Annotated in this window: 25 protein-coding genes; 6 read left to right on the top strand and 19 right to left on the bottom strand. The window is 47.6% G+C overall.

Going from position 1 to position 26,920, the window contains the following annotated elements; translation table 11 throughout:
* Window positions 1-154: 154 nt before the first annotated feature.
* From ACTHRE_RS07165 to ACTHRE_RS07120, 10 genes are all read right to left on the bottom strand, one after another.
* A complete protein-coding gene (locus tag ACTHRE_RS07165; protein ID WP_440344929.1) occupies window positions 155-1,573 on the bottom strand; it encodes a sodium:proton antiporter in 1,419 nt (472 codons plus the stop codon).
* A gap of 442 nt (window positions 1,574-2,015) precedes the next feature.
* Window positions 2,016-2,375, bottom strand: a complete 360-nt coding sequence (locus tag ACTHRE_RS07160) for a YbaN family protein (protein ID WP_070632654.1) — start codon at window positions 2,373-2,375, stop codon at window positions 2,016-2,018.
* A 14-nt stretch (window positions 2,376-2,389) separates the two neighbouring features.
* The gene (locus ACTHRE_RS07155; RefSeq protein WP_440344928.1) at window positions 2,390-2,986 is read right to left on the bottom strand and encodes a DUF1415 domain-containing protein; all 597 of its coding nucleotides are present in this window, start codon (window positions 2,984-2,986) and stop codon (window positions 2,390-2,392) included.
* A gap of 117 nt (window positions 2,987-3,103) precedes the next feature.
* On the bottom strand, window positions 3,104-3,586 hold the full coding sequence (locus tag ACTHRE_RS07150; RefSeq protein ID WP_003684427.1) for an Lrp/AsnC family transcriptional regulator: 483 nt from the start codon (window positions 3,584-3,586) through the stop codon (window positions 3,104-3,106).
* 402 nt (window positions 3,587-3,988) lie between these two features.
* Window positions 3,989-4,462, bottom strand: a complete 474-nt coding sequence (locus ACTHRE_RS07145) for a pilin (RefSeq protein ID WP_440344927.1) — start codon at window positions 4,460-4,462, stop codon at window positions 3,989-3,991.
* 100 nt (window positions 4,463-4,562) lie between these two features.
* Window positions 4,563-5,021: a pilin gene (locus tag ACTHRE_RS07140; RefSeq protein ID WP_440344926.1), complete on the bottom strand. Its 459-nt coding sequence runs from the start codon at window positions 5,019-5,021 to the stop codon at window positions 4,563-4,565.
* A gap of 791 nt (window positions 5,022-5,812) precedes the next feature.
* Window positions 5,813-8,371 carry a [protein-PII] uridylyltransferase gene (glnD, locus tag ACTHRE_RS07135; RefSeq protein ID WP_377073615.1) on the bottom strand — a complete coding sequence of 853 codons (2,559 nt, stop codon included), beginning with the start codon at window positions 8,369-8,371 and terminating at the stop codon, window positions 5,813-5,815.
* Window positions 8,372-8,390: 19 nt separating this feature from the next.
* Complete coding sequence (locus ACTHRE_RS07130; RefSeq protein ID WP_003680870.1) at window positions 8,391-8,687, bottom strand: helix-turn-helix domain-containing protein; 297 nt, start codon at window positions 8,685-8,687, stop codon at window positions 8,391-8,393.
* A 436-nt stretch (window positions 8,688-9,123) separates the two neighbouring features.
* Window positions 9,124-9,564 carry a TIGR01244 family sulfur transferase gene (locus tag ACTHRE_RS07125; protein WP_003680869.1) on the bottom strand — a complete coding sequence of 147 codons (441 nt, stop codon included), beginning with the start codon at window positions 9,562-9,564 and terminating at the stop codon, window positions 9,124-9,126.
* Between the two features lie 78 nt (window positions 9,565-9,642).
* Complete coding sequence (locus ACTHRE_RS07120) at window positions 9,643-11,394, bottom strand: M61 family metallopeptidase (RefSeq protein WP_377073613.1); 1,752 nt, start codon at window positions 11,392-11,394, stop codon at window positions 9,643-9,645.
* Between the two features lie 332 nt (window positions 11,395-11,726).
* On the opposite strand from ACTHRE_RS07120, the gene ccoN reads away from it, so the two are divergent.
* The 4 genes from ccoN to ccoP are packed head-to-tail and all read left to right on the top strand — an operon-like array spanning window position 11,727 to window position 15,329.
* Entirely contained in the window at window positions 11,727-13,160 is a 1,434-nt protein-coding gene (ccoN, locus tag ACTHRE_RS07115; protein ID WP_210399859.1) for a cytochrome-c oxidase, cbb3-type subunit I, read from the top strand.
* Between the two features lie 24 nt (window positions 13,161-13,184).
* Window positions 13,185-13,796, top strand: coding sequence for a cytochrome-c oxidase, cbb3-type subunit II (gene ccoO / locus ACTHRE_RS07110; RefSeq protein ID WP_107868270.1), 612 nt, complete (start codon window positions 13,185-13,187; stop codon window positions 13,794-13,796).
* Window positions 13,797-13,800: 4 nt separating this feature from the next.
* Window positions 13,801-13,974, top strand: coding sequence for a cbb3-type cytochrome oxidase subunit 3 (locus tag ACTHRE_RS07105; protein ID WP_107868269.1), 174 nt, complete (start codon window positions 13,801-13,803; stop codon window positions 13,972-13,974).
* 23 nt (window positions 13,975-13,997) lie between these two features.
* A complete protein-coding gene (gene ccoP / locus ACTHRE_RS07100) occupies window positions 13,998-15,329 on the top strand; it encodes a cytochrome-c oxidase, cbb3-type subunit III (protein ID WP_377073610.1) in 1,332 nt (443 codons plus the stop codon).
* 136 nt (window positions 15,330-15,465) lie between these two features.
* On the opposite strand, the gene ubiT is transcribed toward ccoP, so the two are convergent.
* From ubiT to ACTHRE_RS07055, 9 genes are all read right to left on the bottom strand, one after another.
* The gene (gene ubiT, locus ACTHRE_RS07095) at window positions 15,466-15,912 is read right to left on the bottom strand and encodes a ubiquinone anaerobic biosynthesis accessory factor UbiT (protein WP_263338055.1); all 447 of its coding nucleotides are present in this window, start codon (window positions 15,910-15,912) and stop codon (window positions 15,466-15,468) included.
* Window positions 15,899-16,816, bottom strand: a complete 918-nt coding sequence (locus ACTHRE_RS07090; protein ID WP_377073608.1) for a U32 family peptidase — start codon at window positions 16,814-16,816, stop codon at window positions 15,899-15,901. Before ACTHRE_RS07090 ends, ubiT begins: the two co-directional genes overlap by 14 nt.
* Window positions 16,817-16,826: 10 nt before the next feature.
* Complete coding sequence (gene ubiU, locus ACTHRE_RS07085; RefSeq protein ID WP_377073606.1) at window positions 16,827-17,834, bottom strand: ubiquinone anaerobic biosynthesis protein UbiU; 1,008 nt, start codon at window positions 17,832-17,834, stop codon at window positions 16,827-16,829.
* A 334-nt stretch (window positions 17,835-18,168) separates the two neighbouring features.
* Entirely contained in the window at window positions 18,169-18,789 is a 621-nt protein-coding gene (locus tag ACTHRE_RS07080; RefSeq protein ID WP_377073604.1) for a DUF2238 domain-containing protein, read from the bottom strand.
* 105 nt (window positions 18,790-18,894) lie between these two features.
* Entirely contained in the window at window positions 18,895-19,884 is a 990-nt protein-coding gene (locus tag ACTHRE_RS07075) for a phosphatidate cytidylyltransferase (RefSeq protein WP_377073602.1), read from the bottom strand.
* A complete protein-coding gene (locus tag ACTHRE_RS07070; RefSeq protein ID WP_296184880.1) occupies window positions 19,881-20,588 on the bottom strand; it encodes a lysophospholipid acyltransferase family protein in 708 nt (235 codons plus the stop codon). The genes ACTHRE_RS07075 and ACTHRE_RS07070 overlap by 4 nt, the downstream gene beginning before the upstream one ends.
* Window positions 20,589-20,651: 63 nt before the next feature.
* Window positions 20,652-21,026 carry a hypothetical protein gene (locus ACTHRE_RS07065; RefSeq protein WP_377073724.1) on the bottom strand — a complete coding sequence of 125 codons (375 nt, stop codon included), beginning with the start codon at window positions 21,024-21,026 and terminating at the stop codon, window positions 20,652-20,654.
* Window positions 21,027-21,028: 2 nt separating this feature from the next.
* Complete coding sequence (locus ACTHRE_RS07060; protein WP_296186887.1) at window positions 21,029-22,315, bottom strand: phosphatase PAP2/dual specificity phosphatase family protein; 1,287 nt, start codon at window positions 22,313-22,315, stop codon at window positions 21,029-21,031.
* 65 nt (window positions 22,316-22,380) lie between these two features.
* Entirely contained in the window at window positions 22,381-24,123 is a 1,743-nt protein-coding gene (locus ACTHRE_RS07055; RefSeq protein ID WP_440344925.1) for a bifunctional alpha/beta hydrolase/class I SAM-dependent methyltransferase, read from the bottom strand.
* A 438-nt stretch (window positions 24,124-24,561) separates the two neighbouring features.
* Between ACTHRE_RS07055 and ACTHRE_RS07050 the strand changes: the two genes are divergently transcribed.
* Both ACTHRE_RS07050 and ACTHRE_RS07045 read left to right on the top strand, forming a co-directional pair.
* Window positions 24,562-24,846 carry a PepSY domain-containing protein gene (locus ACTHRE_RS07050; RefSeq protein ID WP_004519602.1) on the top strand — a complete coding sequence of 95 codons (285 nt, stop codon included), beginning with the start codon at window positions 24,562-24,564 and terminating at the stop codon, window positions 24,844-24,846.
* A 382-nt stretch (window positions 24,847-25,228) separates the two neighbouring features.
* Complete coding sequence (locus ACTHRE_RS07045) at window positions 25,229-26,875, top strand: Pycsar system effector family protein (protein ID WP_224783392.1); 1,647 nt, start codon at window positions 25,229-25,231, stop codon at window positions 26,873-26,875.
* Window positions 26,876-26,920 lie beyond the last annotated feature (45 nt).

Here is a 26,920-nt window from a genome sequence, read left to right as displayed (position 1 = left end):
GATATTCGAAACAAAAACAGCCGAAAACCTGTGTTTAGGTTTCGGCTGTTGGGGGAAAGGAATTTTGCAAAGGTCTCTGATTGATATTTAGACGCTATATTTGATGATATAGCTGAAAATAAAAGGCCGTCTGAGTTTCAGACGGCCTCTAAGTTTAAAAGAGCTGCCAAACGAAGAAAATCATCGTATGCAGGGCAAACAGCGGTACCAATACAATCACCGACCATGCCATATAGCCGAAGAAGGAAGGCATCGGTACGCCGCGTTGTTCGGCAATGGCTTTTACCATGAAGTTCGGCGCATTACCGATATAAGTGAGCGCACCCATAAATACGGAACCCATGGATACTGCCAGCAGCGAATGGAACAGGTGGCCTGTCATCAAGGCTTGGGCATCGCCACCGGCCATATTGAAGAACACCAAATAAGTTGGCGCATTATCTAAGAATGCCGACAAAATGCCGCTCATCCAGAAATACATCACATTAATCGGATTGCCTGCCGCGTCGTGAACCAAAGAAACAACGGAAGCCAATGCGCCTGTTTCGCCGGCTTTCAAAATCGCCAAGACGGGGGAAATGGTAATGAAAATACCCAAAAACAGTTTGCCCACTTCGGCAATCGGCTCGAAGTTGAACTCATTACCTGCGCGTACCTGTTTGGGCGTAATAATCCAAGATACGGCGGTCAAAGCCAGCAAAATGCCATCGCGCATCAGGTTTTGCAAGGCGTAATGGCTGCCCAAGATTTCAAAGCCCGGATGATTTGGTTTCCACAAGCCGGACAATAAAACCGCGCCGACAACACCGGCCAGTAACAGAAAATTCCATTTGCCATAGATTTTGACTTTTTCTTCTTTATCGGAAGGAGCAGGAGCAAGGTGTTCGCTTTGTTCGCGGTTGAAGTGTCGGCTGTCGATGATGTAGAAAACGGCCAGCAAAATCACAGAACTAATCAATACAGGCATCAGCATGTGTTTGACCGTCCACATGAAATCTACGCCTTTCAGGAATCCTAAGAACAGCGGAGGATCGCCTAAAGGAGTCAGACCGCCGCCAATATTCGCTACCAGGAAAATGAAGAAAATCACGATGTGAACGCGGTAGTGGCGTTTATGGTTGGCTTTCAAAAGCGGACGAATCATCAACATCGCCGCGCCTGTCGTCCCCATGATGGAAGACAAAGCCGTGCCGACTGCCAACAGGATTGTGTTCAATTTGGGCGAACCGTGCAAATCGCCGCTGACAAAAATACCGCCTGAAATGGTATAGAGCGCTAAAAGCAGCAGGATAAAGGGGATATATTCTTCAACCAACGCATGGGCAACGGTATGTACGCCGGCTCCGAAACCAAAGGTGATGATAAACGGCGTTAAAAACAGCAGCGTCCAAAACGCTGTAATTTTGCCGAAGTGGTGGTGCCAAATACGGGAGAAAAACAGAGGTCCGAGTGCAATGGACAAGAGAATCAGTGCAAACGGCAGACCCCAAAGCAGGCTTGCGGATGAGCCGTCAAAATCGGATGCCGCAGCAGGAAAGGCGGCAAGAAGCAGTAAAAATGAGAGAGAGCGCATAGTATTTCCTTTTTATTCTGTTGCGCCGTGAGGAACTTCGTTGAGAAAGTACGGCGGTGAAATATTCAGGCCGTCTGAAAATATCCAGACGAACTGCGCGGTTGTGTCAGGGGAAAGTATAACGCAAAGCAAGTGTTAAGGGATGGTTTAGAATATTGGAATCAAAAGAAATGTTGATACAAATAAAGAAATAAAAGCAATGGGCGTAGTTGAAAGTAGTAAAAAAATGGTTTTGAAACAGGAGTTTGAAATCTCGGAAATAATACTATCGAAAAAATGCTTTGAATTAATTTTAGCTAAAATTTACATTTGATTGAATAAATGGAGGCCGTCTGAAAAATGAGGGTCGAATAGGGTGTTTGGGTTCTTACTGATTGTTTTAATGGATAAATTGGGTGTGAAAATAAAAAACAGGTAAGCGAAAATGCCCACCTGTTTTATTTTATGCTTCCGGCCGTAACCACATCCACACAGCCACGCAGCTACAGAAGACTGATGATACAGCACCAATCCACCAGCGTTCTGGAAATTGCCAAAACATAAACAGGCAAGAAAGGGCCATCATGCCGATAGCGAAGAACTTTGCCTTGCGCGGCACTGCGCCGTTATTTTCCCAGTTTTGTATGATCGGACCGAAATGGCGGTGATGATACAGCCAATTGTGAAAGCGCGGCGAAGCTTTTGCCCAGCAGGCGGCGGTCAATAAAATGAAAGGCGTAGTCGGCAGTAATGGCAGGAAAATGCCAATAATGCCCAAGACGAGCGACAATGCGCCGCAAAAAATCAATAAATAGCGAACCATCTTCCCATCACCAATTATTTGTTTTCAGACGGCTTGTGATGTGGAAATGGACAACGCGGAATGTCTAATTTATCCCAGCCCTCATGCCCCATTTTTTCCAGCAGCGCGATATTGCGGTCGAAAATTGCCGAGGCATCGGGAAATGCTTCAGCTGCTTTGGCAATACTGTCTTCACGAATCAAGTGCAAAGTCGGATAGGGCGAGCGGTTGGTGTAGTTGCTGATGTCGTCAGCTTCCGTGCCTTCAAATTGAAAATCGGGATGGAACGGAGCAATTTGGACAATGCCTTCCAATTCGTTTTCTACAACGGCATCGTCGGCAATTTCCAGCATTTGGTTGAAGGTTTCAAAATCAGGGAACAGCGTTGGATGAACCAGTAAAGTGGTTTCCAATTCCGAAGCGGGCGTATTGCCCAGAAGCTGCAATTCACGATCCAAGTCTTCAAGGAAACCATCCAAATGACGGGCTTCGCTGACAACGATGCGAACCAGGTTTTTAACGTGCGGCGCTTTGGCAAACGGGCAGAGATTCAGCCCGATAACGGCTTTTTCCAGCCATTGTTTGGTATGTTCTGAAACAGTATTGCTATCGAGATGGGTGGTGTCAGTCATAGTAAAAGCTTATGTGAATTATTCTTAAAAAGTATACAAGTGTATGGACATGAAAGCAAACCATTGGAATTTAAAAGGCCGTCTGAAAAACAGACGGCCTTTATCGGTTTCAAATCATCAATCCTGAACCAAATGAACCAAAGGCAGAGCAGTCGTGTTTTTAATTTCTTTCAACACAAAACTTGATTGCGCATCTTGCACGCCGTGGTGCGAAAGCAGCGTGTCCAAAACAAAATGGGAAAACGCGTTCATATCGGTAAAAAAGGCATGGAGCAGATAATCGGTTTCGCCCGTTAAAGCAAAGCAGCTCAATACTTCCGGCCAAGCGCGGACAGATTCGGAAAAATCCTCGCGCGCATCTTTTGCCTTGCTAATCGATACACGGATAAAAGCCTGCAAGCCCAAGCCCAAAGATACGGGAGAAAGCTGGGCTGCGTATTTTTGAATAATGCCGGCATCTTCAAGCTGTTTGAGACGGCGCAGGCAGGGAGAAGGGGAGAGCGCCACCTTTTCAGAAAGCTCAACATTGCTCAACCGCCCATTTTCCTGCAAAACCTGCAGAATCTTTAAATCTGTTTTGTCCAAGTTTAGATGAGGCATGATGGTTCTCCCAGCGTAGATAATGTATGTTTTGAAAATGAAAAATGCTTAAAAATAAAGACTTGCATGGTTAAATTATATATTGAGTTCAGATGTGCGACAAATTGTCTTATCAGGGGTGTTGCGAATTTGTTTTATGTAGTTGTGAAAAGATGAAGGCCGTCTGAAACTAATCAAGATCAAAGTTTTATGTCATATTAGGATTGGATATAAAGAGGCCGTCTGAAAATGATTTCAGACGGCATTTATTTTCGTAATGTGATCATTCAGGCTCTTAAGGACCTTGTTTTGGAGAGTTTTATTCTTTTGCTTTGTTCGCTTTCCGCGTTTGTATTTGGCTTTGTTTGGGGTGTTTTCTTTGCAATGTATTTTTGTGTTTTTCTTAGGGTATATGCTTGGTTCTTATCCGTGTGAGTCGTCACGGCACATGGCGGGAACCATCATCGGATCCAGTGTTCCGCCGCATTGCCAGTTGAGCAACCAAGTCGAATCGTTATGATTTCGATAAGGGGTCAGGGTCAGGACTTTGCCTTTGTTTTGCCCTTTATCGAAAGGAATACTGATTTTGCCTGTATCTGCTTCTACCGTTACGCCACCGTTTTGGATGTATGTGCCGCCGATGCGTTGAGCGGTAACACCGATTGTGCCTTGTTTGCTGACATCGTCTGCATTGGGCAGGCGGTTATTTACCGCTGAAGCGATGCTGATTTCGGTTTTCAGGTCATCGGCAAGGTATAGTGCTTCGGAGGCTTGCGCCCTACCGGTATAGTTTTGATAAGTGGGTATGGCGACAACAACCAGAATACCGAGGATGGCGATAACTATCATCAGCTCAATCAGGGTAAAACCTTTTTGGGCTTGAAATGGGGTATTCATTTGAGCGTATCGTTTTTAAGTTTTTTTATTTTTATAAAGCAAATCCCATAATAATTTTATGGGATTTGCTTTTATCTAGGTATATTAGTATAAATAATTATTATTCTTTAGGTGTGGCAGCTCGGCAGTTAGCTGGAAGGTGTTTAGTTTCACCACCAGTAGTAGTACATTCCCAAGTAACAGGAGATTCTGCATTGGCTTGGGTAGGTTTCAGCCTAAATACAGGATTAGTTGTAGCACCAGTATCTTTAGTTGTAACTTCAATTGCGCCACCGTTAGCAATTTTGATACTGGATACATACTTAGTAGGGGCAGGAAGTTTATAACCGGTATTACTATCTTTGTCATCTGTGCCTTTAACTTCTTTTAAGCCGCCTAGTGCAGCAGAAGTTTCTGCCACTGCCAATTTAGCAGGTTCGGCCAAGCTCAGACCTTCTGAAATTTTAGCGCGGATAGTGTAGTCTTGGTATGCAGGCAGGGCGATTACGGCCAAGATGCCCAAGATGGCAATGACGATCATCAACTCGATCAGGGTAAAACCTTTTTGGATTGCTTTCATTGTTTAAAACTCCAGTTTGAAAGTGTGAATAATTGTGTTTAAGTAAAAAGTCCGTAATGTGCTTGGCACTATGTATTATGAGTAAACCATAAGTAAGAAGGAATATACAGCTTCCGTCGGGCTTGCTGCTTTGAGGCTTGGGCCTTATCGGATGTGTTGTTACAAGCAGTCGGTGTGCCAAGTGTGGAAAACTGGTTAAAAATTTTATTTTTTATTTTTTGTTTATTGTTTTTATTGGGATTATTTTTTAATTTTTAGATTTTGTGAGGTTTTGTTTGAAAGTTTCAGGATTTTAGGGAATTTGGGTGGTTGACGTTTTTTGTCAGTTTTGTGTTTTTTGTGACAGAGAGTGTGTGCAAGTTTGGTTATGTGACGTTTTTTGTCAGAAATTTGGCTTGGTTAATAATATGTTAATTGATTTAGATGGGCGGTGTTTTTATGGATTAATCGGTGGGTTTAATATTTTGTGATTTTATTTTTTTGTTTTTTATGGGTTTTATTTTTTATGCGTATTTTGTTTGAATACGGATAAGGAAAAAATTTGGAAGGAAAGATTTTTGAAGGGGATTTGGCGCAATAGGTGAATGAAAATTTGTTACTGAAATTATATCCATTGTGGGTAATGATTTTAGAATGTAGTTTTATGTCAGAGCAATGGTCTGTTGTGAATTTTAAAGTTTTGGATTTCTTGAGTGTTTGAGAAGGGTATATTCAGGATGTTTATATTTTTGGGTGCGATTAGGGTGAGCAAAAAATGCTCACCCTATGTTTTTAAGATGTTCAGACGGCCTTTATGGGGTTAAGACTTCGACCAATGCCTGCTTTAGGGTGTTTTGGATTTGCGGGTCTTGTAGGGATGGGCTGTAGGTGATGAAGCTGTCCTCAATGCGCTGATCCAAGGTGGTGATTTTGGCGTAGCGCAGGCTGATGTTGTGTGCGAAGAAGGTCTCGGCGATGTCGGCGAGGAGGTGGGGGCGGTTGACGGCGGTGATGTCTATGGTGTGCCAGCCGGGATAATCTTCTTCGGGGGTGATGATTACGGTAGGCGGAATGGGGATGTGGCGGATGCGGCGGCTGATGTGTGGGCGGCCGCTTTGTTTTTGGACGGTGGTATTGCCGTGGATGAAGCTGTTGAGTTCGGCTTCGAGTGCGCTTTGGCGGTCGGGATATTCTTCGGGTGGGAGATTGTCGGGAAGTTGCAGGATAAAGGTGTCGAGGATGTAGTCGTGCTCGGTAATGAAGGCACGGGCGGCTTGGATGTCGAAACGGTGGCTGCTGAAGATGCGGCAGAGGCGTGCGAAGAGGCGGTCGCCATTGGGCATGAACACCATGACTTGAAGGCTGTTGCTTTGGGGAAGGATGCGGCTGCGGACGGCCGGACTTTCGGTGTCGTAGGCGAGGTTTGCGGTGTGCCAAAGGATTTCCCGCGTCTGATGGCGGACGTAGTATGCGCTGCCGAGGATGCGGCGGAGTTTTTGTTGGTTTTTGAGGGGAACGGCCGCGCGCGTGAGCTGATCGGTCGAGGCTTGTTCACGTCGGTTGGGAAGGCGTTCGGGATCGTGGTGTTTGCTGTGTAAAACGGCGGCGGTACTGTGGTAGAGGGTTTGGAGCAGACTGGCGCGCCATGTGTTCCAAAGTTTGGGGTTGGTGCCGCGGATGTCGGCAATGGTAAGCAGGTAGAGTGCGTCGAGGTATTCGCGTGTGGGAATACGGCGGCAAAAGGCTTGGAGGACATGGGGATCTTGGATGTCTTCTTTTTGGGCAACAGTAGACATGAGCAGGTGGTTTTCAACCAGCCATGCGAGGAGGTGGCTTTCTTCTTCGGTGTAGTAGTGGTTGGCGGCGAATTGTTGCGCGTCTTTGATGCCTTCTTTGGCGTGATCGCCGCCACGGCCTTTGGCGATGTCGTGCAGCAGGGCGGCGGTGTAGAGGACATGTGGTCGTGGGTAGGCCTGCATGATGGCGCTGGCCTCGGGCATTTCGTGGCTGTGGGTTTCGATGGCGAGACGGCGCATATTGCGGACGACGGTCAGGATATGGTCGTCTACGGGGTAAATATGGAAGAGGTCGTGTTGGAGCAGGCCGGTGATTTTTTCCCATGCGGGGAGATAGCGGCCAAGTACGCCGTAGAGGTTGAGAAAACGGAGGGTTTGGGTAAGGCCGGTGCCGTGTTTGAAGAATTGGATAAAGCGGCGGCGGTTTTCTGGATTTTGGGTAAAACGGGTGTTGATTTTTCGTGTGGCCGCCCACCATGCACGCAGGGTTTGCGGCTCGATGGTGGTGATGTTTTGCTCCTGCATGGTTTGAATAATGGTGAAGATGTGTTCGGGATTTTGTTCGAACAGGGCAAGGTCGTTGGAGGCGATTTGGTGGCCGATGCGTTTGTAGTGGCTGTCAATGGGGTGGATATGTTGGGGACGGCTGGAGGTTTGATGGTTTTTGAGAACCGGAATGAGGATGCCGTTGAGTTGCTTGATGGCTTTGGTGGCGCGGTAGAAGGTGTGCATCAGGGCTTCGCTTCGGCCACGGATGTCGGGTTGGGTATAGCCTAAGCTTTCGGCAACTTGGGACTGGTAGTCGAAAAGCAGCCTGTCTTCGGGGCGGTCGGAGGTAAGGTGGAGATGAATGCGGATATTGGCGAGGCGGCGGTAGCCATGGGCCAGCATGCCGGCTTCGGTGCGTGTGAGGACGCCGGCGGTAACGAGGGCGGTGGGGTTGCTGTCTATGCCTTGTGCTTTGGCTGTCCAAATCAGGGTGTGGATATCGCGCAGGCCGCCGGGGCAGGTTTTGATGTTGGGTTCGAGTTGTGCGCCCGTACCTTGGGATTTGGTATGGCGTTGCTCCATTTCTAGGAGTTTGGCTTCGATAAAGGCGGCTGTGTCGCGGCGTGTGTTGAGTTTGTTTAGAAGTTGGGCGGTAAGGTTAGCATTGCCTTGTAGGTGGCGTGCTTCAAGAAAGGCGGTTTCGCCGGTAATGTCGTTTTGGGTGCTTTGGAGGATTTCTTCTATGCTGCCGCTTTTGATGGCCGGATTGAGGCGTGCGTCCCAAAGGGTTTGGATAAATTGGGCGGTTTGTTGTTGCAGGCCGTCTGAAAATGGGGTAGAGGAAATAATCGCTAAGTCCCAGTCAGAATGGGGATAGAGTTCGCAACGCCCGAAGCCGCCGATGGCAATGAGACTGATGTCGTCGCTGTCGGGGAATTGGATTTGCCAGAGGGTTTGCAGCAGGGTTTCGGCAGCAGCGATATGGTCGCGGAAGTAAGCGGTAGGGCGGTTGTTTTGGCGGTAGGCAGTTTCTGCTACGGCTTTTTGCTGCCAGTAGGTTTGGATGGCTTGTTGGGCGGCGGTCATGATGGTATCTGGCTGTGAATTAGGCTTGGGTATCGGCAGGCTCGGTCATTTGGCGGAGCATTTCTTGCGGCGGAAGAAGCAGTTTGTAAGGGGCGATTTTGAGTGCGGATGCGATTTTTTCGATGTTGGAAAGGGCGATGTTCCAGCGTTTGCGTTCGACGGCGGAGACGTAGGTGCGGTCGAGTCCGCATTGGCGTGCCAGTTCTTCTTGCGACCAGCCGTGATTAACACGATAAAGGCGCATGTTGTAGGCGATAACTGCACGAAGGTCTTGCGGATCGGGCAGGCTTGGAGGGGGAGTGAGTTTGTTGACCATGGTATTTTGAGTTTGTGGTTTGAACGATAAGGGGATTTTATACTATTTTTGTGAGGGGAAAGGAAAGGCCGTCTGAAAGTTTTCAGACGGCCTTAAAGGGGGTAGGTATAAAAAAAAGGGGGTGGCTTTCGGCCACACCCAAACACACACACATCAAGAGGAAAGAAAAATCATTTAATAAGAGAGCTGGCTCTTATAGAGGAAAACTGGAGGATTCGGGCTTGGCCCTGAAGCATTGAAAGGCATTATAAATGAAAATAGGGTTGGGATATTGATACAGGTCAATTCGGGCTTGATTTAGAAAATATATTTTTAGGATAGTGGAAATAAATGAAAAATAAGGTTTGATTGTGAATAAAAGTCATTAGGCCGTCTGAAAGAATGGGTTTCAGACGGCCTGATTGGTTTAAAGGCTGCTACTTATATAAATTAATTATTAAGCCAGACCTTTATCTTTGGCTTCTTGCAGGCGGGCTTCAAAGTTGCTGAGATTGACGCCTGCCTGCTCGGCTGCGGCAACTACTTCGGCTACGGATGCGCCGTGTTGCACTTGATGATAACCCCAAAGCAGGGAGCAGCGAGTACCGGTGCGGCAGAAGGCAAGAATGGGAGCCGGAGATTGTTGCAACAGATTTTGGAAGGCTGCGACATCGGCTGCGTTGATTTGAGGCGCGACGACGGGCTGGTGGGAAAATTGGTTGATGCCGGCCTCTTTAAACCAGTTTTGCACTTCGGCAAAAGCCGGTTGGTTTTCTTCTTCGCCGTCCGGGCGGTTGCAGATGACGGTTTGGATGCCGAGACGTACGGCTTCTTGGACATCGGCTTCGGTCAGTTGGGGGGCGATATAGAGGGTGTCGGTCAGTTTACGGATGGGCATAGTTTTTCCTTTCTTTATATTAAATGGATATGTAGATTTCAGACGGCCTAGGAAGTGGTAGGCCGTTTGAAGTTTTATTTAATGATTGTACAACCAGTTTTCGAGTTTTTGGCGATCGGTAATGTGCAGCAGGGCGGTATTGGCTTCTGCTGCTTGGACGGTGATGCTGGTTTCGCGCAACAAGCCTTGGCGGAAGAAATGGATGGTGGTGCGCGTGCCGATAGGCAGTTTGCTCCACTGTGCCGCAAGGTCGTTGCAGGCATAGCCGCCTAGGGCGATGATTTTATCTTGCGGGCAGAGTCCGGCATTTTCTGCGCTGCTGCCATTAAATACATGAGTCAGGACGGCATGATCGCTGCTTTGTTTGAAACGTGCGCCCAAATCGTTGGTGGGGGCAACCGATTGGGGTTCGCTTGCAAATGCTCCGCCATGCTGGCGTGGCAGGGGGATAAAGTCGAGTTTGACACCTACGCTTTGCAGGCATTCTGCGAGCGGAAGGTCTTCGGTGCTGTATAAGGCCGTCTGAAAGAAGGCTTCTAAATCTAAACCGGTCATTTCTTGGCAACGGGATTGCCAGTGTTTTTCGGGTATGCCTTGATGGGTGTCGCACCAGTCGCGATAGTGTTGCTGCATTATACTGTCGAGGGTGTATTTGCCTTGGCTTTTTTCACGGATGATGAGGTCGAGGCAAAGTGCGGCCAGTGCGCCTTTTTGATAGTAGCTGACGATGGCGTTGGGGCTGTTTTCGTCTTGTTTGTAGAACTTGTCCCATGCGCTGAAACTGGATTGGGCAAGTGTTTGTTTCAGACGGCCTTGTGTTTGCTGTACGCGTGTGATGCTTTGTGCAAGCAGGGTAAGGTAGGCTTCGGGACTGATGGTTCTGCTTCGGGCTAGAAAGAGGTCGTCGTAGTAGGACGTAATGCCTTCGAATGCCCAAAGTTGCTCGGTGTAGTTTTCTTGGTCGAGATTGTAAGGTGCGAAGACGGCCGGTTTGATGGATTTGACGTTCCATGCGTGGAAGTATTCATGGGAAAAGAGGCCGAGCAGTTCGGTATAGGCTTTGTCGGCTTCGCCCATATCGTAAGATGGCAGACTGTGGCGGTCGGCGAGTAGGGCGGTGCTGCTGATGTGTTCCAGTCCGCCGTAGAGGTTGTCGCCCAGATGTAGTAGGAAAAGGTATTCGGTAAACGGGGCAGGGGTGGGGAACATCGCCAACTCGGTTTCGCAGATTTTTTGAATATCGGCGAGGAAGCGGGCGCGGTCGAAATCGGGGTAAATACCACTTAATGCAATACGGTGGGGGATGCCTTGTGCTTCAAAGTCGAGGAATTCGATGATGCCTGTTTCAACGGGGTGATCAATAAGCTCGGTATATGAGGCCGTCTGAAAAGTGGTCGCCGAAATTTGGGGCAGGGTTGTGGCTATCTGCCATGTGTGTGGCAGGGTAGGAAATTCGACTTGGTGCGGTTGTTCCTCTTGTCCGTGTACTTTTAAGAAGAGGCACGCGCCATCGAAAAAGCCGCGCTCGGTACTGAGGAATGAGCCGCGTACAGACAAGTCGAATGCGTAGACGGTGTAGTAAATTTCCCACGCTCCACTGAGGGCCGGGGTTTGCCAATGGTTTTTGCTGGTTTGTGTTAGCGGCTGGGCTTTGCCGTTGCAACGCGCGCTGATGTGCGTGATGTGGCGGGCAAAGTCACGGATGAGGTAGCTGCCGGGAACCCAGTTTGACAGGCTGATTTCTGTTTCAGAATCATTGGTTTGAGTGAATGATAAGGTGATGTGCCATTCATGAGACAGAAAGTTGGGGGTAATTTTGTAATTAATCATAGCTATTGTATAGTTTGCTAAAGTTTATTAATGATAAGTGTTTTTAAAGGTTAGGTTTAATCTATATCAATAAATTTGTACGAAAAAGGGGGCTTGAAAAAATGCTGTGTCCGATTTATTGGATATGTTTAAATAATTTATTGATTATAAAAGAAATGAGATTATCTCTCACTAAAGGTTTTATGCAATATGGAATGTAATTTTGCTTGGCATGTTGTGGTGTCTATGTTAAATTTAGAAAAATTTGAGCCTTAGCCGTATTGCGCTTTTCATAAACGTAAGGGTTGGGGTGAGATAAAAATTTTTTATACCCATAATTTATGGAGACTTCCATGGACACACAAACTTATAACTACAAAGTGGTGCGCCAGTTCGCCATCATGACTGTAGTTTGGGGTATTGTGGGCATGTTGGTCGGTGTAATCGTAGCCGCCCAATTATTTGCTCCATCCCTTGATTTATCTGAAATTGGACCTTGGTTCCACTTTGGTCGCCTGCGTCCGCTGCATACCAATGCGGTTATTTTTGCATTCGGTGGTTGCGGTCTGATCGGTACATCATACTACGTTGTTCAACGTACATGTAATACCCGTCTGTTTGGCGGTTGGTTGCCTGCATTTACCTTCTGGGGTTGGCAGGCTGTCATCGTGGCTGCGGCTATCAGCTTGCCTATGGGTTACACCCAAGGTAAAGAATACGCCGAGTTGGAATGGCCTATCGATATTTTGATTACGCTGGTGTGGGTTGCCTACGCTATCGTATTCTTCGGTACGATTGCCAAACGTAAAATCAAACATATTTACGTTGCCAACTGGTTCTACGGCGGCTTTATCTTGGCCGTTGCGCTGTTGCACATCGTCAATAATATCAGCATCCCTGCCGGTTTGATGAAATCTTATCCGGTTTACGCAGGTGCGATTGATGCGATGGTTCAATGGTGGTATGGCCACAATGCGGTGGGCTTTTTCCTGACAGCCGGCTTCTTGGGTATGATGTACTACTTCGTACCTAAACAAGCAGGCCGTCCTATTTACTCTTACCGCTTGTCCGTTGTTCACTTCTGGGCTTTGATTTTCACTTATATGTGGGCAGGTTCTCACCACTTGCACTACACCGCATTGCCTGACTGGACTCAATCTTTGGGTATGGTATTGTCTTTGATCCTGTTCGCACCTTCTTGGGGCGGTATGATCAACGGTATCATGACTCTGTCTGGTGCATGGGACAAACTGCGTACCGACCCGATTTTGAAATTCTTGATCGTATCTCTGTCCTTCTACGGTATGTCTACCTTCGAAGGTCCAATGATGTCTATCAAAACGGTTAACGCTCTGAGCCACTACACTGACTGGACTGTTGCGCACGTTCATGCCGGTGCATTGGGTTGGGTAGGCTTCGTAACCATCGGTTCCGTTTACTATATGATCCCACGCCTCTTCGGTAAAAACGAAATGTACAGCACCAAACTGGTTGAAGCGCATTTCTGGATTGCAACCATCGGTGTGGTTCTGTATATCGCCGCGATGTGGATTGCCGGTGTGATGCAAGGCCTGATGTGGGGTTCTTTGAACGAAGACGGCACACTGACTTATTCCTTTGTCGAATCTGTAAAACGTACCATGCCTTACTACATGATTCGTTTTGCCGGCGGTCTTCTATACCTGAGCGGTATGCTGATGATGGCATACAACGTTTACCGTACAGCCATCAGTGGTAAAGCGGTTGATGCTGAGATTCCTGCGGTTTCTCAAACCCAACACCACTAATAATAAGAAAGATAGGCTACCAAAATGAAATTGCAACAATTAGCTGAAGAAAAAGTTGGTGTACTGATTGTATTCACCCTGCTTGTTGTCAGCGTCGGCTTTCTGATTGAGGCCGTCCCGCTGTTCTTCTCCAAGGCAGTTACTGAACCTGCGCCAGGCGTGAAGCCATACAACGCCTTGCAAGTGGCCGGTCGTGATATTTACGTACGCGAAGGCTGCTACAACTGCCACTCTCAAATGATTCGTCCGTTCCGTGCAGAAACCGAACGTTATGGTCACTACTCTATTGCCGGTGAGTCTGTTTACGACCATCCATTCCAATGGGGTTCCAAACGTACCGGTCCGGATTTGGCTCGTGTCGGTGGTCGCTATTCTGATGAGTGGCACCGCATCCACTTGCTGAACCCACGTGACGTTGTGCCTGAGTCCAATATGCCTTCATTCCCATGGCTCGCTCGCAACAAAGTTGATACCGAGGCAACTGTGGCGCATATGAAAGCTCTGCGTAAAGTAGGTACGCCTTACAGCGATGAAGAAATTGCCAAAGCACCTGAAATGTTGGCCAACAAATCAGAGCTGGACGCTGTCGTCGCTTATCTGCAAGGCTTGGGCTTGGCATTGAAAAACGTAAGGTAACATCATGGACGCTAACTGGGCTCGCTCGCTTTTTACTGTTTGGGTTTTTATCAGCTTTATTTTAGTCCTTTATATTGTGTTTAATAGACGCAATAAGAAAAGCTACGATGATGCTGCGAGCAGTATTTTCGAGAATGATGATAAAGACTCGTCTCAAAAAGACGGGCGAGAACAGTAAGTCCGTGATCACGGAGCAAAAGAATGAACACAACATCTCATTTTACCAGTAATTTCTGGAATATATACATTGCAGCTATCGTCGTGCTCAGCTTCATCGGCTTAGCTTGGCTTCTGCTTTCACAAAACGTTGTGAAACGCCCTAAAAAAGGCGAAGAAGTCCAAACTACAGGCCATGAGTGGGACGGTATCTCAGAATATAACCATCCTCTGCCACGCTGGTGGTTTTGGCTTTATGTCTTGACATGGATTTTCGGTATCGGCTATTTGGTCATGTATCCGGGTGTCGGTGACTTTAAAGGTATCTGGGGCTGGACTAGCCACGGTCAGTATGAAGAAGAGGTTGCCAAAGCCGAACAAGAATACGGCCAAGTTTATGCTAAGTTTGCCAAAATGCCGATTGACCAAGTGGCTAAAAATCCTGAAGCACGTGCCATTGGTCAAAACCTTTTCAATACCTACTGTATCCAATGTCACGGTTCAGATGCTAAAGGCTCTAAAGGCTTCCCAAATCTGACTGACGATGACTGGTTGTGGGGTGGCGAACCTGAAAAAATTCAGGAAACCATTGAAAAAGGCCGTACTGCCGCCATGCCTGCATGGGGTCCTGCTTTGGGTGAAGAAGGCGTGAAAAACGTAACACAGTATGTTATGTCTCTTTCTAAACCTAAAGGTCAATACGATGAAGAACGTGCAGAACGCGGTAAAGCCCTGTTTAGCGGCCCACCTGCCAACTGTTTCACTTGTCACGGCGACAAAGGTCAAGGTATCCAAGGTCTTGGTCCGAATCTGACTGACGATGTATGGTTGTGGGGTGGTACTCAAAAAGCGATTACCGAAACCATTACCAACGGTCGCAGCAGCCAAATGCCTGCTTGGGGTCACTTCCTCGACAAAGACAAACTGCACATCATGACTGCTTATGTTTGGGGTATGTCTAACAAAGACGGTAAAAAAGCTCCTGCTAAAAAAGCTGAGCCTGCTCAAGCTGCTCCTGCAGCCGAAGCATCAGCCCCGGCAACTGACAGCGCAGCATCTGCCGCTCCTGCATCAGATGCCAAAGCAGCTCCAGCAGCTGAAGCTAAACCTGAAGAGGCTTCTGCCAAAGTTGATGGTAAAGCTGTTTTTGAAGCCAACTGTAAAACATGTCATGGCGGTTTGATTCCAGGCGCTCCTGTCGTAGGTAAAAAAGAAGACTGGGCTCCTCGCATTAAACAAGGTAAAGACACTCTGCACAAACATGCTATCGAAGGCTTTAATTCTATGCCGGCTAAAGGTGGCAATGGTAGCCTGAGCGATGATGAAGTTAAAGCAGCTGTAGACTTTATGGCAAATGAGTCTGGCGCAAAATTCTAATTTTGAGTTAGATTGAAAAAAAGCGTACCTTTCTAGGTACGCTTTTTTTATGTTTGATAAAACCGTATGGAAGAAACATACAAAAGGCCGTCTGAAACATTCAGACGGCCTTTGTTCTTGGTTCAACCAAAATTAATCAATCCAAAGTGGACGTACTGCGTTTCAGGAACCATTCGCTGAAAGGCCACTCGACGCTGTCGAGTAAGTTTTTGGTAATTAGCCCCAGTTCCGTATCGCCTTCGATTTGCAATTTACGGTTGAAAAATAAGGTATCGGGATCTTCCTCGCGCATCATCATGCGCATGAAGTCTATACCGTTGGCCGCCAGCCTCAGATCGGGGGCACCGCTGAAGTTGTCGTCCAGGAATTTTTCCGTATCGGCACTAAACCGCACTTTGATACCGGCATCTAAAACTTCAATTTCGAATTTTCTTCCGGTAAAAAGTTCCATATCGGCAGGCAGTAAACCTTTTTTCAGCATGGTATTCAATACGGAGACCAAAACAAAGCGTGGAGGTTTGCCGGGAAGTTTGGTACCGATTTTTGCCATCCATTTGGGTAATATGATTTCAGGCAGCGCCATAATATGCCTCCTTCACGGTTTCAATACCGGGCTGACCGCGCCAATAGCCGTCAACCAGTGTTCCGGTAGTCAGTCGTTCCAACTCGGGGCGGACATCTTCCCATGTGGCTTTTCCGTCCAATACATCGCGGTGAATTTGGATAATTTCAGCCATGCTGTGCATTTGTGGCGACAGTCTGAGCATATTCACGCCGATTTTATTCAAGTCTTCATGGTGGGGCAGTAGGTTTTGGCAGCCGTAAGACATGGTTTGGATGCCGTTGATGGTGAGAAACGGCTGGCCTTCTCGCGTATTCATGGCCATACCGTGCTCATGATCGAGGCAGCGGAACTCGCAACTGTCTTTATTCAGATTGTAATGGCGGGCGGTAAAGCAACGTGATGAATAGGCGAGCGGCATTTTACCCCAAGCGAAGAGTTCGGTTTCAATGCCGTCTGAAGCCTTAATAATTTCGGTAACCTTATCGCGGCTCAGCTCGGACGGTGCAATCCAGCGGAATGCCCCTAATTTTCGGAATACGTCCAAAGTGGTTTCGTTGTAGATATTCAGGCTTGCACCGGCAACAAAAGGAATGCCATGTTCGCGTGCCAATTTGACTGCACCCATGTCGTTGGCTTCAACTTTAAACTTTCCCTGCTCCGTGATTTTGCGCAGGCGTTTTAGATCGGATTCGCTTTCGAGCAGGACTTGTGAAGAAAGAATAATCTCCTTACCGCTTTCCGCCAAGTCTTCAGCCAGTCCGAACCAGTCGGCAAAGCGCATTTTCTGACGGCGTGAGCAGACTACCTCACCCAAATAAACAGTGTCCAACGGCGTATCCAGCATGGAAACGTAAAATTCCAGTAGTGCTTCTTTTTGCCAGAAAAATAAAATAGGGCCCAGCGACAATTTCAATGAATTCATTTTTTTCCCCTTATTTCCATGGGCGGTTGTATGCGCCCAAAGTTGTCTGATGACCTTCCGAAACTTTGCTCAAGGCATTGCTCCAGGACGGATTGACTTTGAAATGCGACGGGTCGGCTGCGGCTGCATCCAGTGCTTGGCGCAGGGATTTGGTTACTTGCGCCGTATACATCGGACTGCGTTGGCGTCCCTCGATTTTGATGGCGGACACACCGATTTTGATGAGTTCGGGCAACATTTCCAAAACATTCAGGCTGGTCGGTTCTTCCAAAGCATAGTAAGTTTCATCATTGACTTCAAAGCGGCCTTTGCACAAGGTTGGATAACCTGCCGGTTCATTGGGTTTGTATTGGTCTATCAATACCTGGTTTAGACGTACGTTCATGCGGTCGGGTAGTTGTTCCCAGCGGACGGATTTTGCCGGAGAGCAGACACCTTGCATATTGGGCGATTCGCCTGTTGCATAGCTCGACAAGATGCAACGGCCTTCCACCATTACACACAAACTGCCGAAGCCAAAGACTTCAATTTCCACATCAGTATTGTCAATTACATGTTTGACCTGATCGATGGTCAGCACGCGCGGCAAAACGGCACGACGGATACCGAACAGCTCTTTCATCATATTGATGGCTTCGTAATTGGTGGCCGAACCTTGTACCGACATATGCAGGCGTAAATTCGGATGTTTGTCTGCCGCATACGCCATGATGGCGGGGTCGGCAACAATAATCGCATCGGCACCCAAATCCGCCGCCGTATCCACAGCAGCGTGCCAACGTTCCACTTGGCCGGCTTGTGCGAATGTATTGATGGCCATCAGTACATTGCGCCCGCGCGCATGGGCGTAAGCTACGCCTTCCCGCGCAGATTTCATATCGAAATTCAGTCCCGGAAAGTTTCGTGCATTGGTCGCATCTTTCAAACCCATATAAACCGTGTCCGCACCGTTGTCCACAGCGGTTTTCAGTGCAGGCAGGTTGCCGGCGGGGCAGACCAATTCTGGAATTTTCTGCATTTTGTGTCCCTCGTCTTGATGATAACCTCTATCGGGTTAATCAATATTTTGTAGAATTCCGAATATTTTATGGATTAATGACACAAGATATGCTGACTTAAATCAAATCGAAAAATTCAGGTTGACGTAGACATATTGTTTACAAAATCTTAACAGATGTTGTTTTTTATATATTTCATGTGCTTAAAAATTTTGATGACGGATTTTGTTTCAAAATCGGCTTATGTTTTTAACTATCGCATTTATTAATTTTTACAATAATGGCGATAGAAAAATGAAAAAAGGCCGTCTGAAAATCTGGTTTCAGACGGCCTTTCGCTTTAAAGGGGTAGATTTAAGAGAAACCCAAGCGTTTATCGGGTCGGGTAAACACAAAAATAAACAGCGAGGTTAACGCGCCCAAAGTATCGGCAAGCATGTCTTTTTGCGCGTCCCAAATATCGCCTTGAGAACCCAAGAATTCCAATCCGGCCTCTCCGCCGTCGATGACGGCATATTGCCATTCGATGATTTCATAGGCTGCAGCAACGCTCATAATGAAGAATAGGGAGAAAAATAAGGCCAACAGCAGGTTGCACAGCTTGCGGCGCAGCAGCCATTCGGCCATCGGGTAGGCGTAGAAGCCGATGATGTAATGGGCAATACGGTCGTAATGATTGCGGTTTTCGCCCAAAATCGGTTCGACAAAGCGGTTGATGGATTCAAACGGTACATCGGCAAAAGTATAGTATGCGCCGATGGAATGCATAATCAGCCAGAAGCTCATGAATAAGTAGGCCAAGTTGCTGAAGCGGAAAATGCGGTAGGTGGCAACCAGAAGGATGAATACGGATGCTACGGGGATGATTTCGGCGTACCAGACCGCGCGGTCATGGGGATTGATGCCTGACCAAACAATGAGGGCGAAGATAATCGTGGCAAGAAAAATGGGAAAGATTGGAGAGGGTTTATTCATATCGTGTGTATGTAATAACATTGCGTATTGTATAACGAATTGGTAGGGCTGGCAGTTTCATACATTCAAGGCCGTCTGAAAAGCAGCTTTCAGACGGCCTGAAGTTTAGCCGTTCCAGAAATAACGGGTGATGTGGAAAAACACGGGTGCGGCAAAACAAATCGAATCCACGCGGTCAAGCATACCGCCGTGGCCGCGTATCATATTGCCCCAGTCTTTGACACCGTAATCGCGTTTGATGGCAGACATAACCAGGCCGCCAAAGAAGCCCATCAGGCAGACGATAAAGCCGATAATGGCTGCTTGGCCGTGAGAGAACGGCGTAATCGGCGCCATCAGCGCGGCAATGGCAGTGGCCGATAAAATACCGCCGATAGTGCCGGAAATGGTTTTGGACGGGGAAAGTGAGGGCATGATTTTTGCACCGCCAATCAGTTTGCCCCAAACGTATTGCAACACATCCGATACTTGCACCACGCCAATCAGGAAGATCAGCAACAGGATATTGTTGCTATTATCGAAGCCGTCCAAGTCTAGAAACATCAGCGCCGGAACATGAGACAGGCAGAAGATGCAAATCATCGCCATCCATTGCGTTTTGGCGGCGCGTTCCAAAAAATGCGCGGTTTGGCCGCTGAGGCTGGCAATAATCGGTAGTATCAAAAAGCCGTAAACCGGAATAAAAATGCTGAACATGCCATACCAGCCGTCATAGACGAAATAGTATTGCACAGGCAGAAGCAGGTAAAAGCAGACCACCATGCTGTAATAGTCGCTGCGGCGACGATAGACGAGGGTCATAAACTCGCGCAGTGCGGCAAATGAAATCAGGAAAAACAGTACAACCGTCCCGATTTTGCCGAACCAAAACGCCCCCAGCAACACCAGCGTCATCAGCCACCATGCGTAAATACGGGCGTTGAGGTTGGCGATGGTGGCATTATCTGCGCCGTTTTTGCGCTTGAGCCATTGTCCGATGATGCTGGCAAAACACAATACGGCAAACACGCCGACAAAAATATAGCTGGCTTGCGGAGTCAGATGAGCGGCGGCTTGTTCGACAATGATTTGTTGGGAAGTCGTTGAAAGGCTCATGCTTGTCCTCCTTTGTTTTGCTGAACTTCAGATTCATTTTGGCGAAGCTCGCTGCGGTCGTTTTCAGACGGCCTGAGTGCCAGCAGCGCTTCACGGCTGCGTGTCAAAAAACAGTCTTTGTCTTCGTTTTCCTGCAAAGTAAGCGGCTGTCCGATATGGACTTCACACAAAAGAGGGATAGGCAGGATTTTGCCTTTTGGCAGTACGCGGCTGATGTTGTCTATCCAAATTGGCACAAATTCGGTATTGGGTTTGCTTTTCGCCAGATGATAAATGCCGGACTTGAACGGCAGCAGGATGGTGTTGTCGTCAGTGTTGCGCGTGCCTTCAGGGAAAATAATCAAGGAGTCGCCTGCGTTCAGCGCGTCTTTCATCTGTTCGGTAATCGCTTGCGGATTATCGCTATGGCGCGGAATCAGCAAGGCATTGAAAACATTTTGAATGATGAAGCGTTTGAACTTGCTCGTCAGCCAGTAATCTGAACCGGCGACAGGGCGCGTGGACAAGCGCCAGCGGCGGGGCAGGGAAATCCACACCAATACAAAATCACCATGGCTGCCGTGATTGGCGTAATAGACCTTTTGGTGCTGATTGAATGTCAGCTCGCTCGGACTTTTGGGGCGTACACCCGTAAGAAAAGAGACTGACAGACATAAGGCTTGGTCGGTCAGCCAGGCAAGTTGTTTTTTGAGGAAGTTTTTCATTGTTTCTGCCTTTTGAAGTGAGATACCGCTCTAGATTTGGTTTGGGTAAATCAGCAAAAATAATCAAATACTTTGGATAAGCAAAATTAAAAATTGGGCGGCGGTCAGGTATAAGCTTTTGCGCCATAAGGAAAGTGCGCCGTTTATCCGTTGGGTCAAAGTACGGCTGCCTGAAATTTGACGCAAACCGTTTTGCTGTGAGGCGTGGTCGAAGTCTTCAGGTGAGTAGCAGTTGTCGGCAAAGTCTTCGAACACGCGGCGGTCGAAGTGAATGCGGATATGGCAGTACAACAAAACCGCTGCCAAGAAAAGTTGCACCTCAAACCATGCGTCGCCATATTTTGCCGACAAGGCGAGCAGCAAGGCATTACAGGCGGCAACATAATGTGCGGTAGAGAGCAGGTGGGCAGTAATACGGCTATCGGTTGCGTTGTCCATCATTATCCTTGTTTTAAACGGTTGGCCGCAGCTTCGACTGCTTGGGTAGTGGCCGGCGATAATACCATTTGCGGCCGAGCCTGTTTGAGTTCAGCCTTCGCTTGCGTCAAGTCTTTGCAGCCACCATAGACCAGCAGCCACGTCAGTACCACTGCGGCACTTCTTCCATAACCCAAAGCGCAACATACCAGCACTTTGCCGTGTTTTTGGCGCAAGGTTTCCAATATCAAGGCCGTCTGAACCAAATCGTTTTCAGACGGCGTTACCATATCCAGTAAAGGCAGAGCGCGATATGCTCCCTGATAGCTACGGCAGGGATATTCGGCGCATACATCCAATACGGCAGGCAGATGGTTTGAAATTCCCCAAACGCTGCCAATCCATACATCATTGCGGACTGGTGCCGTTTTCGCCTTACCGCGTAACCAATACGCCATGTTTAGCCGTACACCCACCAGATAAGGCAATAGCAAAACCGTCGCTGCTGCCGATAATTTACCGTTAGCCTGTTTTTGGAATACGTTTGCATTTCCAGTCAAATAGGCAAAGGCCACCATCAGCAAAGACACGCTAATCCATATCAACCACAGCCACGCGCCACCCAGCAACGCGGGTAACGCCGTCAAACACGCACCAAGCAAATACAGCAACGCAATCTTTTTTGAGTGTACATTACTCAAGCCCAGTTTAAATGGCGAAGTCATCTGACGCGGGAAAGCCCACAACACCAGCCAGCCGAGCAATGCTCCGGTTGGCACGTCAATAAAATGATGTTGATAAGTCGTCAGTACCGACAAGGCAATCAGGCTTTGCCATAAGAAAAGCGGCAGGCGGATTTTTGGAAAGCGCGTCCAATAAAATGCACCTACGATAATCGCCAGCGCGATATGCAAAGATGGCGCTTGGTTGTATGGCAAATCAAATGCAGCCAATGAATCAAACAGCCAGCCTGACAGCCCATCAGCGGGCGGTTTGGGCCATCCGAAACGCAGCGGAAACAGCACGAAGCAAGCAGTCGCAATCAGTTGGGCAGCTACAAGGTGCGCTACATATCGGTTTTGTTCATGTGTATCACGGCAAAGAAAAAATGCCGCGGCATACATCAGGTTCAGCGACCAATAAGGCACAATCGTCCATGCCCAAAACGGAATATTGCTCTCCCATGCAAAAGCGATTTCAGGTACATAGTCCAGGGATGCCGCGTAATGGTTGGAGAGGCAGTAGCTGGTGTAGAACAGAATACCGACTAAAATCAGCTTGAGCAGGGAGGTTTTGAGGGAGGGTTTCATGGATAGGTACATGGTTTAAATAAGGCCGTCTGAAAGTTAAAAAATTGTTCAGACGGCCTTTATTTTTATTTCTTCACTGCCAAGCTCACGGTGAAAATACCGTCTTCGTCTATCCATTGATGGATTTTTTCAAAACCAGCCTTTTCAACCAACTGATCCATTTCCTGTTGACTGCGGCGGCGCATTACCCAGTTTGGGCTGCCTGCTTTGTGGCTGGTCAGCGCACGGGCAATCATTTCGAGCTGCGGATGCCACGGCTGACCGGTGTAAATCAGGTAGCCGCCGGTTTCAATGGCTTCGCCGAAGCCGTAGAGCGAGTTCAAAATCAAATCGTTGTCGGCAAACAATTCATGCAGGCCGGAGACGATGCCCAGGGTAGGGCGCGGCTGTAAATCGTGATAATTGGCGCGGTCGTAGGCATTGACTTCATTGAAGGTTACCGTGTTTTGCAAGCCGCGCTCGGCAATCAGCTTGCGTCCGGCTTCGACATTAATCGGGCTGTAATCGCGCAAGCGTACGGAATCAGGCAATGTGTCGGCAGTCAGGGCATCCAATACATAGCGGCCATGACCGGATGCAATATCCAAAACGTGTACAGGTTTCCCTGCTTCACGCAGTTTGGCTGAGGCCGTCTGAATGGCTTTGCCGATATTGACTTTGCGTTGGCGGATACCGCGCCAGCCGATGGCGTTGAGATAGTATTTGTCCACCCATACACCGAAAGCATTGCTGCCTTGCGGTTGATTGCGGTAAACGTAATCCAGTGTGCTGCCCGAATCAAAACCTGTTTCTTGGCCGATTCTCAAGCCTTCACTCCAGCGCGAACCCAGTTTGAGCGAGGCACGATATATTGCCCAAAATGCACCGCGAGGTGTACAAACAGGCAAAGGCGTAGCCAGTTCGTCAGCTTCGCGACGGCTGTCTCCAAATAAGTGCGCTTGAGTCAGATCGACTTGTTGTAAAGGCTGATTGAAACGCTCGCGGATAAAACGGCGCATTTCAACAAAAGCGATTTCACGGTTTTGCTCACCTAAAGTATCGTGGTAGAAACCGGGCAGGATATGGCGCTCTTTAATATGGCTGCCTAAGCGGTTGTAGAAATCGTGTTGCGGTTTGTGATGAACGACCCAATCACTGCCTGAAATCAACAGTTGTACAGGCGTAGTAATCGCTTGTGCATCGGCCACGACGCGCTCGGCCGCCTCATATAAACCCAGCAGGATGCGCACAGAAATAGCGCGGGCAATAAGCGGATCATTGTCGTAGCTTTTTTGACGTTCGACATTGTGGGTCAGATAGTGGGCTTTGACGTAGCTGTTGACAAAGAAATTGCCACGCCATTTTTGCATAATTTTCAAACCGGTACGGGCAAACGGAACATAGAGTTTGACTTTGAACGCAGGCGAAGCCAATACGGCGCAACGGATTTTCGGCGCGTAATCGTGCAACCAAGTAGAAACCAATACCGCACCAACACTTTGTGCAATCACGCAGATGTTTTCAGGTTTGATGCCGTATTCGCTTTGAATGTGTCGGATAAAATCATCTACATCAGCAACCGAAGTACCGATACTCGGACTATCGCCGCGTTCACCAGGGCTGTAACCATGACCGCGCGCGTCCCAAGCAAAATAGGCAAAATCATCAAAACCTAGCTCATCTGCCACAAACATCATCCGGCCGGAGTGCTCATGCCCGCGATGGAACAGCACAATGGCTTTGTCGGAAGAACCATCAGCAGCAGGGCGATAGCGGTAGAAAAGCGAAGTACCGTCTTGGGTAGAAAAGAATTTTTGCTGTTCGGACATGAGAAACTCCTAATAGTCATATTTTTTGAACAGTATCATGACATATCGAATAAATGCAATGACTATCCGATAGACGGACGAATGCAATGATGGAGAGAAATGGTAAAAGATGGTTTCAAATTTCACTTAAAACTGATGACAGTGATTGTGAAAAGGGTTAGATAGGGGGTGGATAACCTTACAAACTACTACCGACATATCATCATAAACTCTTTGTTTTGCAATTAATTTACGAAACACAGTCAGACGGGACTTATCGTTATCATATTGTTGCCAAATTTTTTCTCTTATTTCTTCTGAAGGGGAATCGCTTAGGCCGTCTGAATAGTTTTCAGACGGCCTTTACTGCGTTTAACCAAGCACTAATTAACTGCTAATTTTGTCATGTTTTAATACATCCATCGAAACCCGAATACACATTTAAAAAGGAAATCAAACATGAAAAAATTTTTATTGACCGCCATCGTTGCTTTGTCTGCCGCTACTGCCGGTGCCAGTGATTATATCGAACACAAAATCTACAGCGACAAAAACTTCGAGCAAAATCGTGCTAAAGCCGTAAAAATTTTGGAACAACGCGGCTATCAAGTTCACGATGTTGAAGCCGATAGCCGTCGAGGTCAGCCTGTGTTGGATATCGAGGCTTTTAAAGATGGTCGTGAGTACGACATTGTTTTGTCTTATCCTGATTTGAAAATTATTAAAGAACGCATCGACTATTAATATTTTGATGCAAAGCGGGTTGTCGCAGGACTTTGGGGTTCTGCGGCAGTTTGCTATTTAGGTATTTAAAGAATGTAAGCTACATGTAAATTACCTAAAATAAATGAACTAAATATGCTTTTTATTTTCCATTTAATTCAAAGTGTTTGATGTTGGGAGTCATGATATGGATTTGAATGATTGGAAGGAAAATGGTCGGCCGAAGCAGATGGGCGACCAAGACAAATCTTTAAACGACGGCGTATCTGCCGATTCCCAACAGGACGTTGATTTTTGGGATCGCAATCGAAACAATACTGTTGAAAACGAAGTTGAGGTTGCGGCTGAAACGGTAGAAGTTCAGGAGGAGGTAGAAGGTCAGGAAGCAGTTGAACATCCTGAGATGCCGTCTGAAAAAAGTGAAAAGAAAGCCAAACGCAAAAAAGACAAGGCAAAAAAGAAAAAAAATAAAGCCGAAGATTTGAATGCGCCTGATTTGTTGGGTACGAATAAGGGCGTGGAAACCATGTTCCGCAACGCCGTACGCTCGGAGATGGAATTGTTGGCGCTGGCGGCAACCAAAGCGAATATTATGATTTCGCTGAATGGTTTTATCGTGTCTGCTCTGATGATTTCGGGCGCGTTTATTTTTTCATCGTCGCCCGAATTTTTGATTCCGGCCAGTACGTTTATGATTACTGCCGCCGCATCTATCGTGTTTGCGTTGCTTTCTGCTTCGCCGGAACGTATCGGCAAAATGCAGGCGGCGCGGACATGGTTTAAGGATTTTATCCGCGGCCGTTCTAAGCTGCGGGACTTGAAAACCCGCCTCAGTAGTACCGAAACGCGCTTTTTTGGCGGCAGCCAACCTAATATTTTGATTTATGAAGACCGTGTGAAACTGCAAAAAGATCAATATTGGGAAATGATGCAGGAGATTATGGGCGACCGTAAACAAATCTATGAAAAGATGAGCGACCATCTTTATTGGCTTGGTTTGTTGGCGGACAAACAGTTCAAATACATCAATTTGTCTTACGCGGTATTCCGCTGGGGCTTGCTGGCTTCACTGGTGGCGTTTATCGGCGTGAAAACATTGCCGTCATTGCTGATACCGCCGGCCAACAATGCGGCAGAGCTGCGTTCGCTGGGAATCAATATGTTTAACGGTGTGTACGAGCCTTCCGCCGTACAACAGCTTCCGGACGGTAATTTGCTGATTGCGGAAGACGAACCCAACCATGCATTCAGTATCATCAGCATTGATAAAACGGGCAGGTTTGTGGAAGACGAGGCATTGGATACGCGCGTGATTACCGGTTTCAAACGCCGTCTCAGCGACTTGGAGGCTTTGGCGCGCGATGATGAAGGCTTTATCTACGCGCTGACTTCACATTCGCGCACCCGTAAAGGCAACCGCTCACCCGACCGCGAACATCTGATGCGCTTTAAAATCCAAGACGGCAATGTGTTGGGGCTGACCAGTTACGACAATTTGACGCAGGTTTTGGAAACCGATCACAAGCTGCATGATTTGATTCGTGAGCGAACCAAGGCAGAAGTTTCTTTTGAAGAAATCAATATTGAGGGCATGGCGTTTGATCCGGTGAAAAAACGTCTTGTTTTGGGCTTCCGTGATCCTGAGTTCAACAATATGGCTTTGGTCGCATTTATCAGCAATCCGAAAGATGTGTTTGAGCGCAATGCCAAACCTGAATTTGATGAAGTGGCGGTGATTGATATTGATGGCGGCGGTATCCGTTCCCTCAACTATGATCCTGTGTTGAAAACCTACGTGATTGCCAATGAAGTGAAGGATGAGAATGGACAGAAATTTTCACAACTGTGGACTTGGAGCGGTAACCCGACCGATGAACAGCAAAAAATCTCTCTGCCTAATCTGCAACACATCACCAACGTTGAAGCTGTTGATTCGATTACCGTTAACGGCAAGCCTCAAATGATTCTAATGGGTGACGAAGGTAATGCTTCGCAGAAAATTACTGCCAAGTATATGTTGGTAGATTACAGTCAACTGGGTAAACAGTAAGTGATCTTCGCTGACGGATAAAAGGCCGTCTGAAACCGATAGTTT

The sequence above is a fragment of the Neisseria sp. P0001.S007 genome, from assembly GCF_051963655.1.
Taxonomy (GTDB): Bacteria; Pseudomonadota; Gammaproteobacteria; order Burkholderiales; family Neisseriaceae; genus Neisseria; species Neisseria subflava_A.
This window is presented reverse-complemented; position numbering and strand designations above follow the sequence as displayed.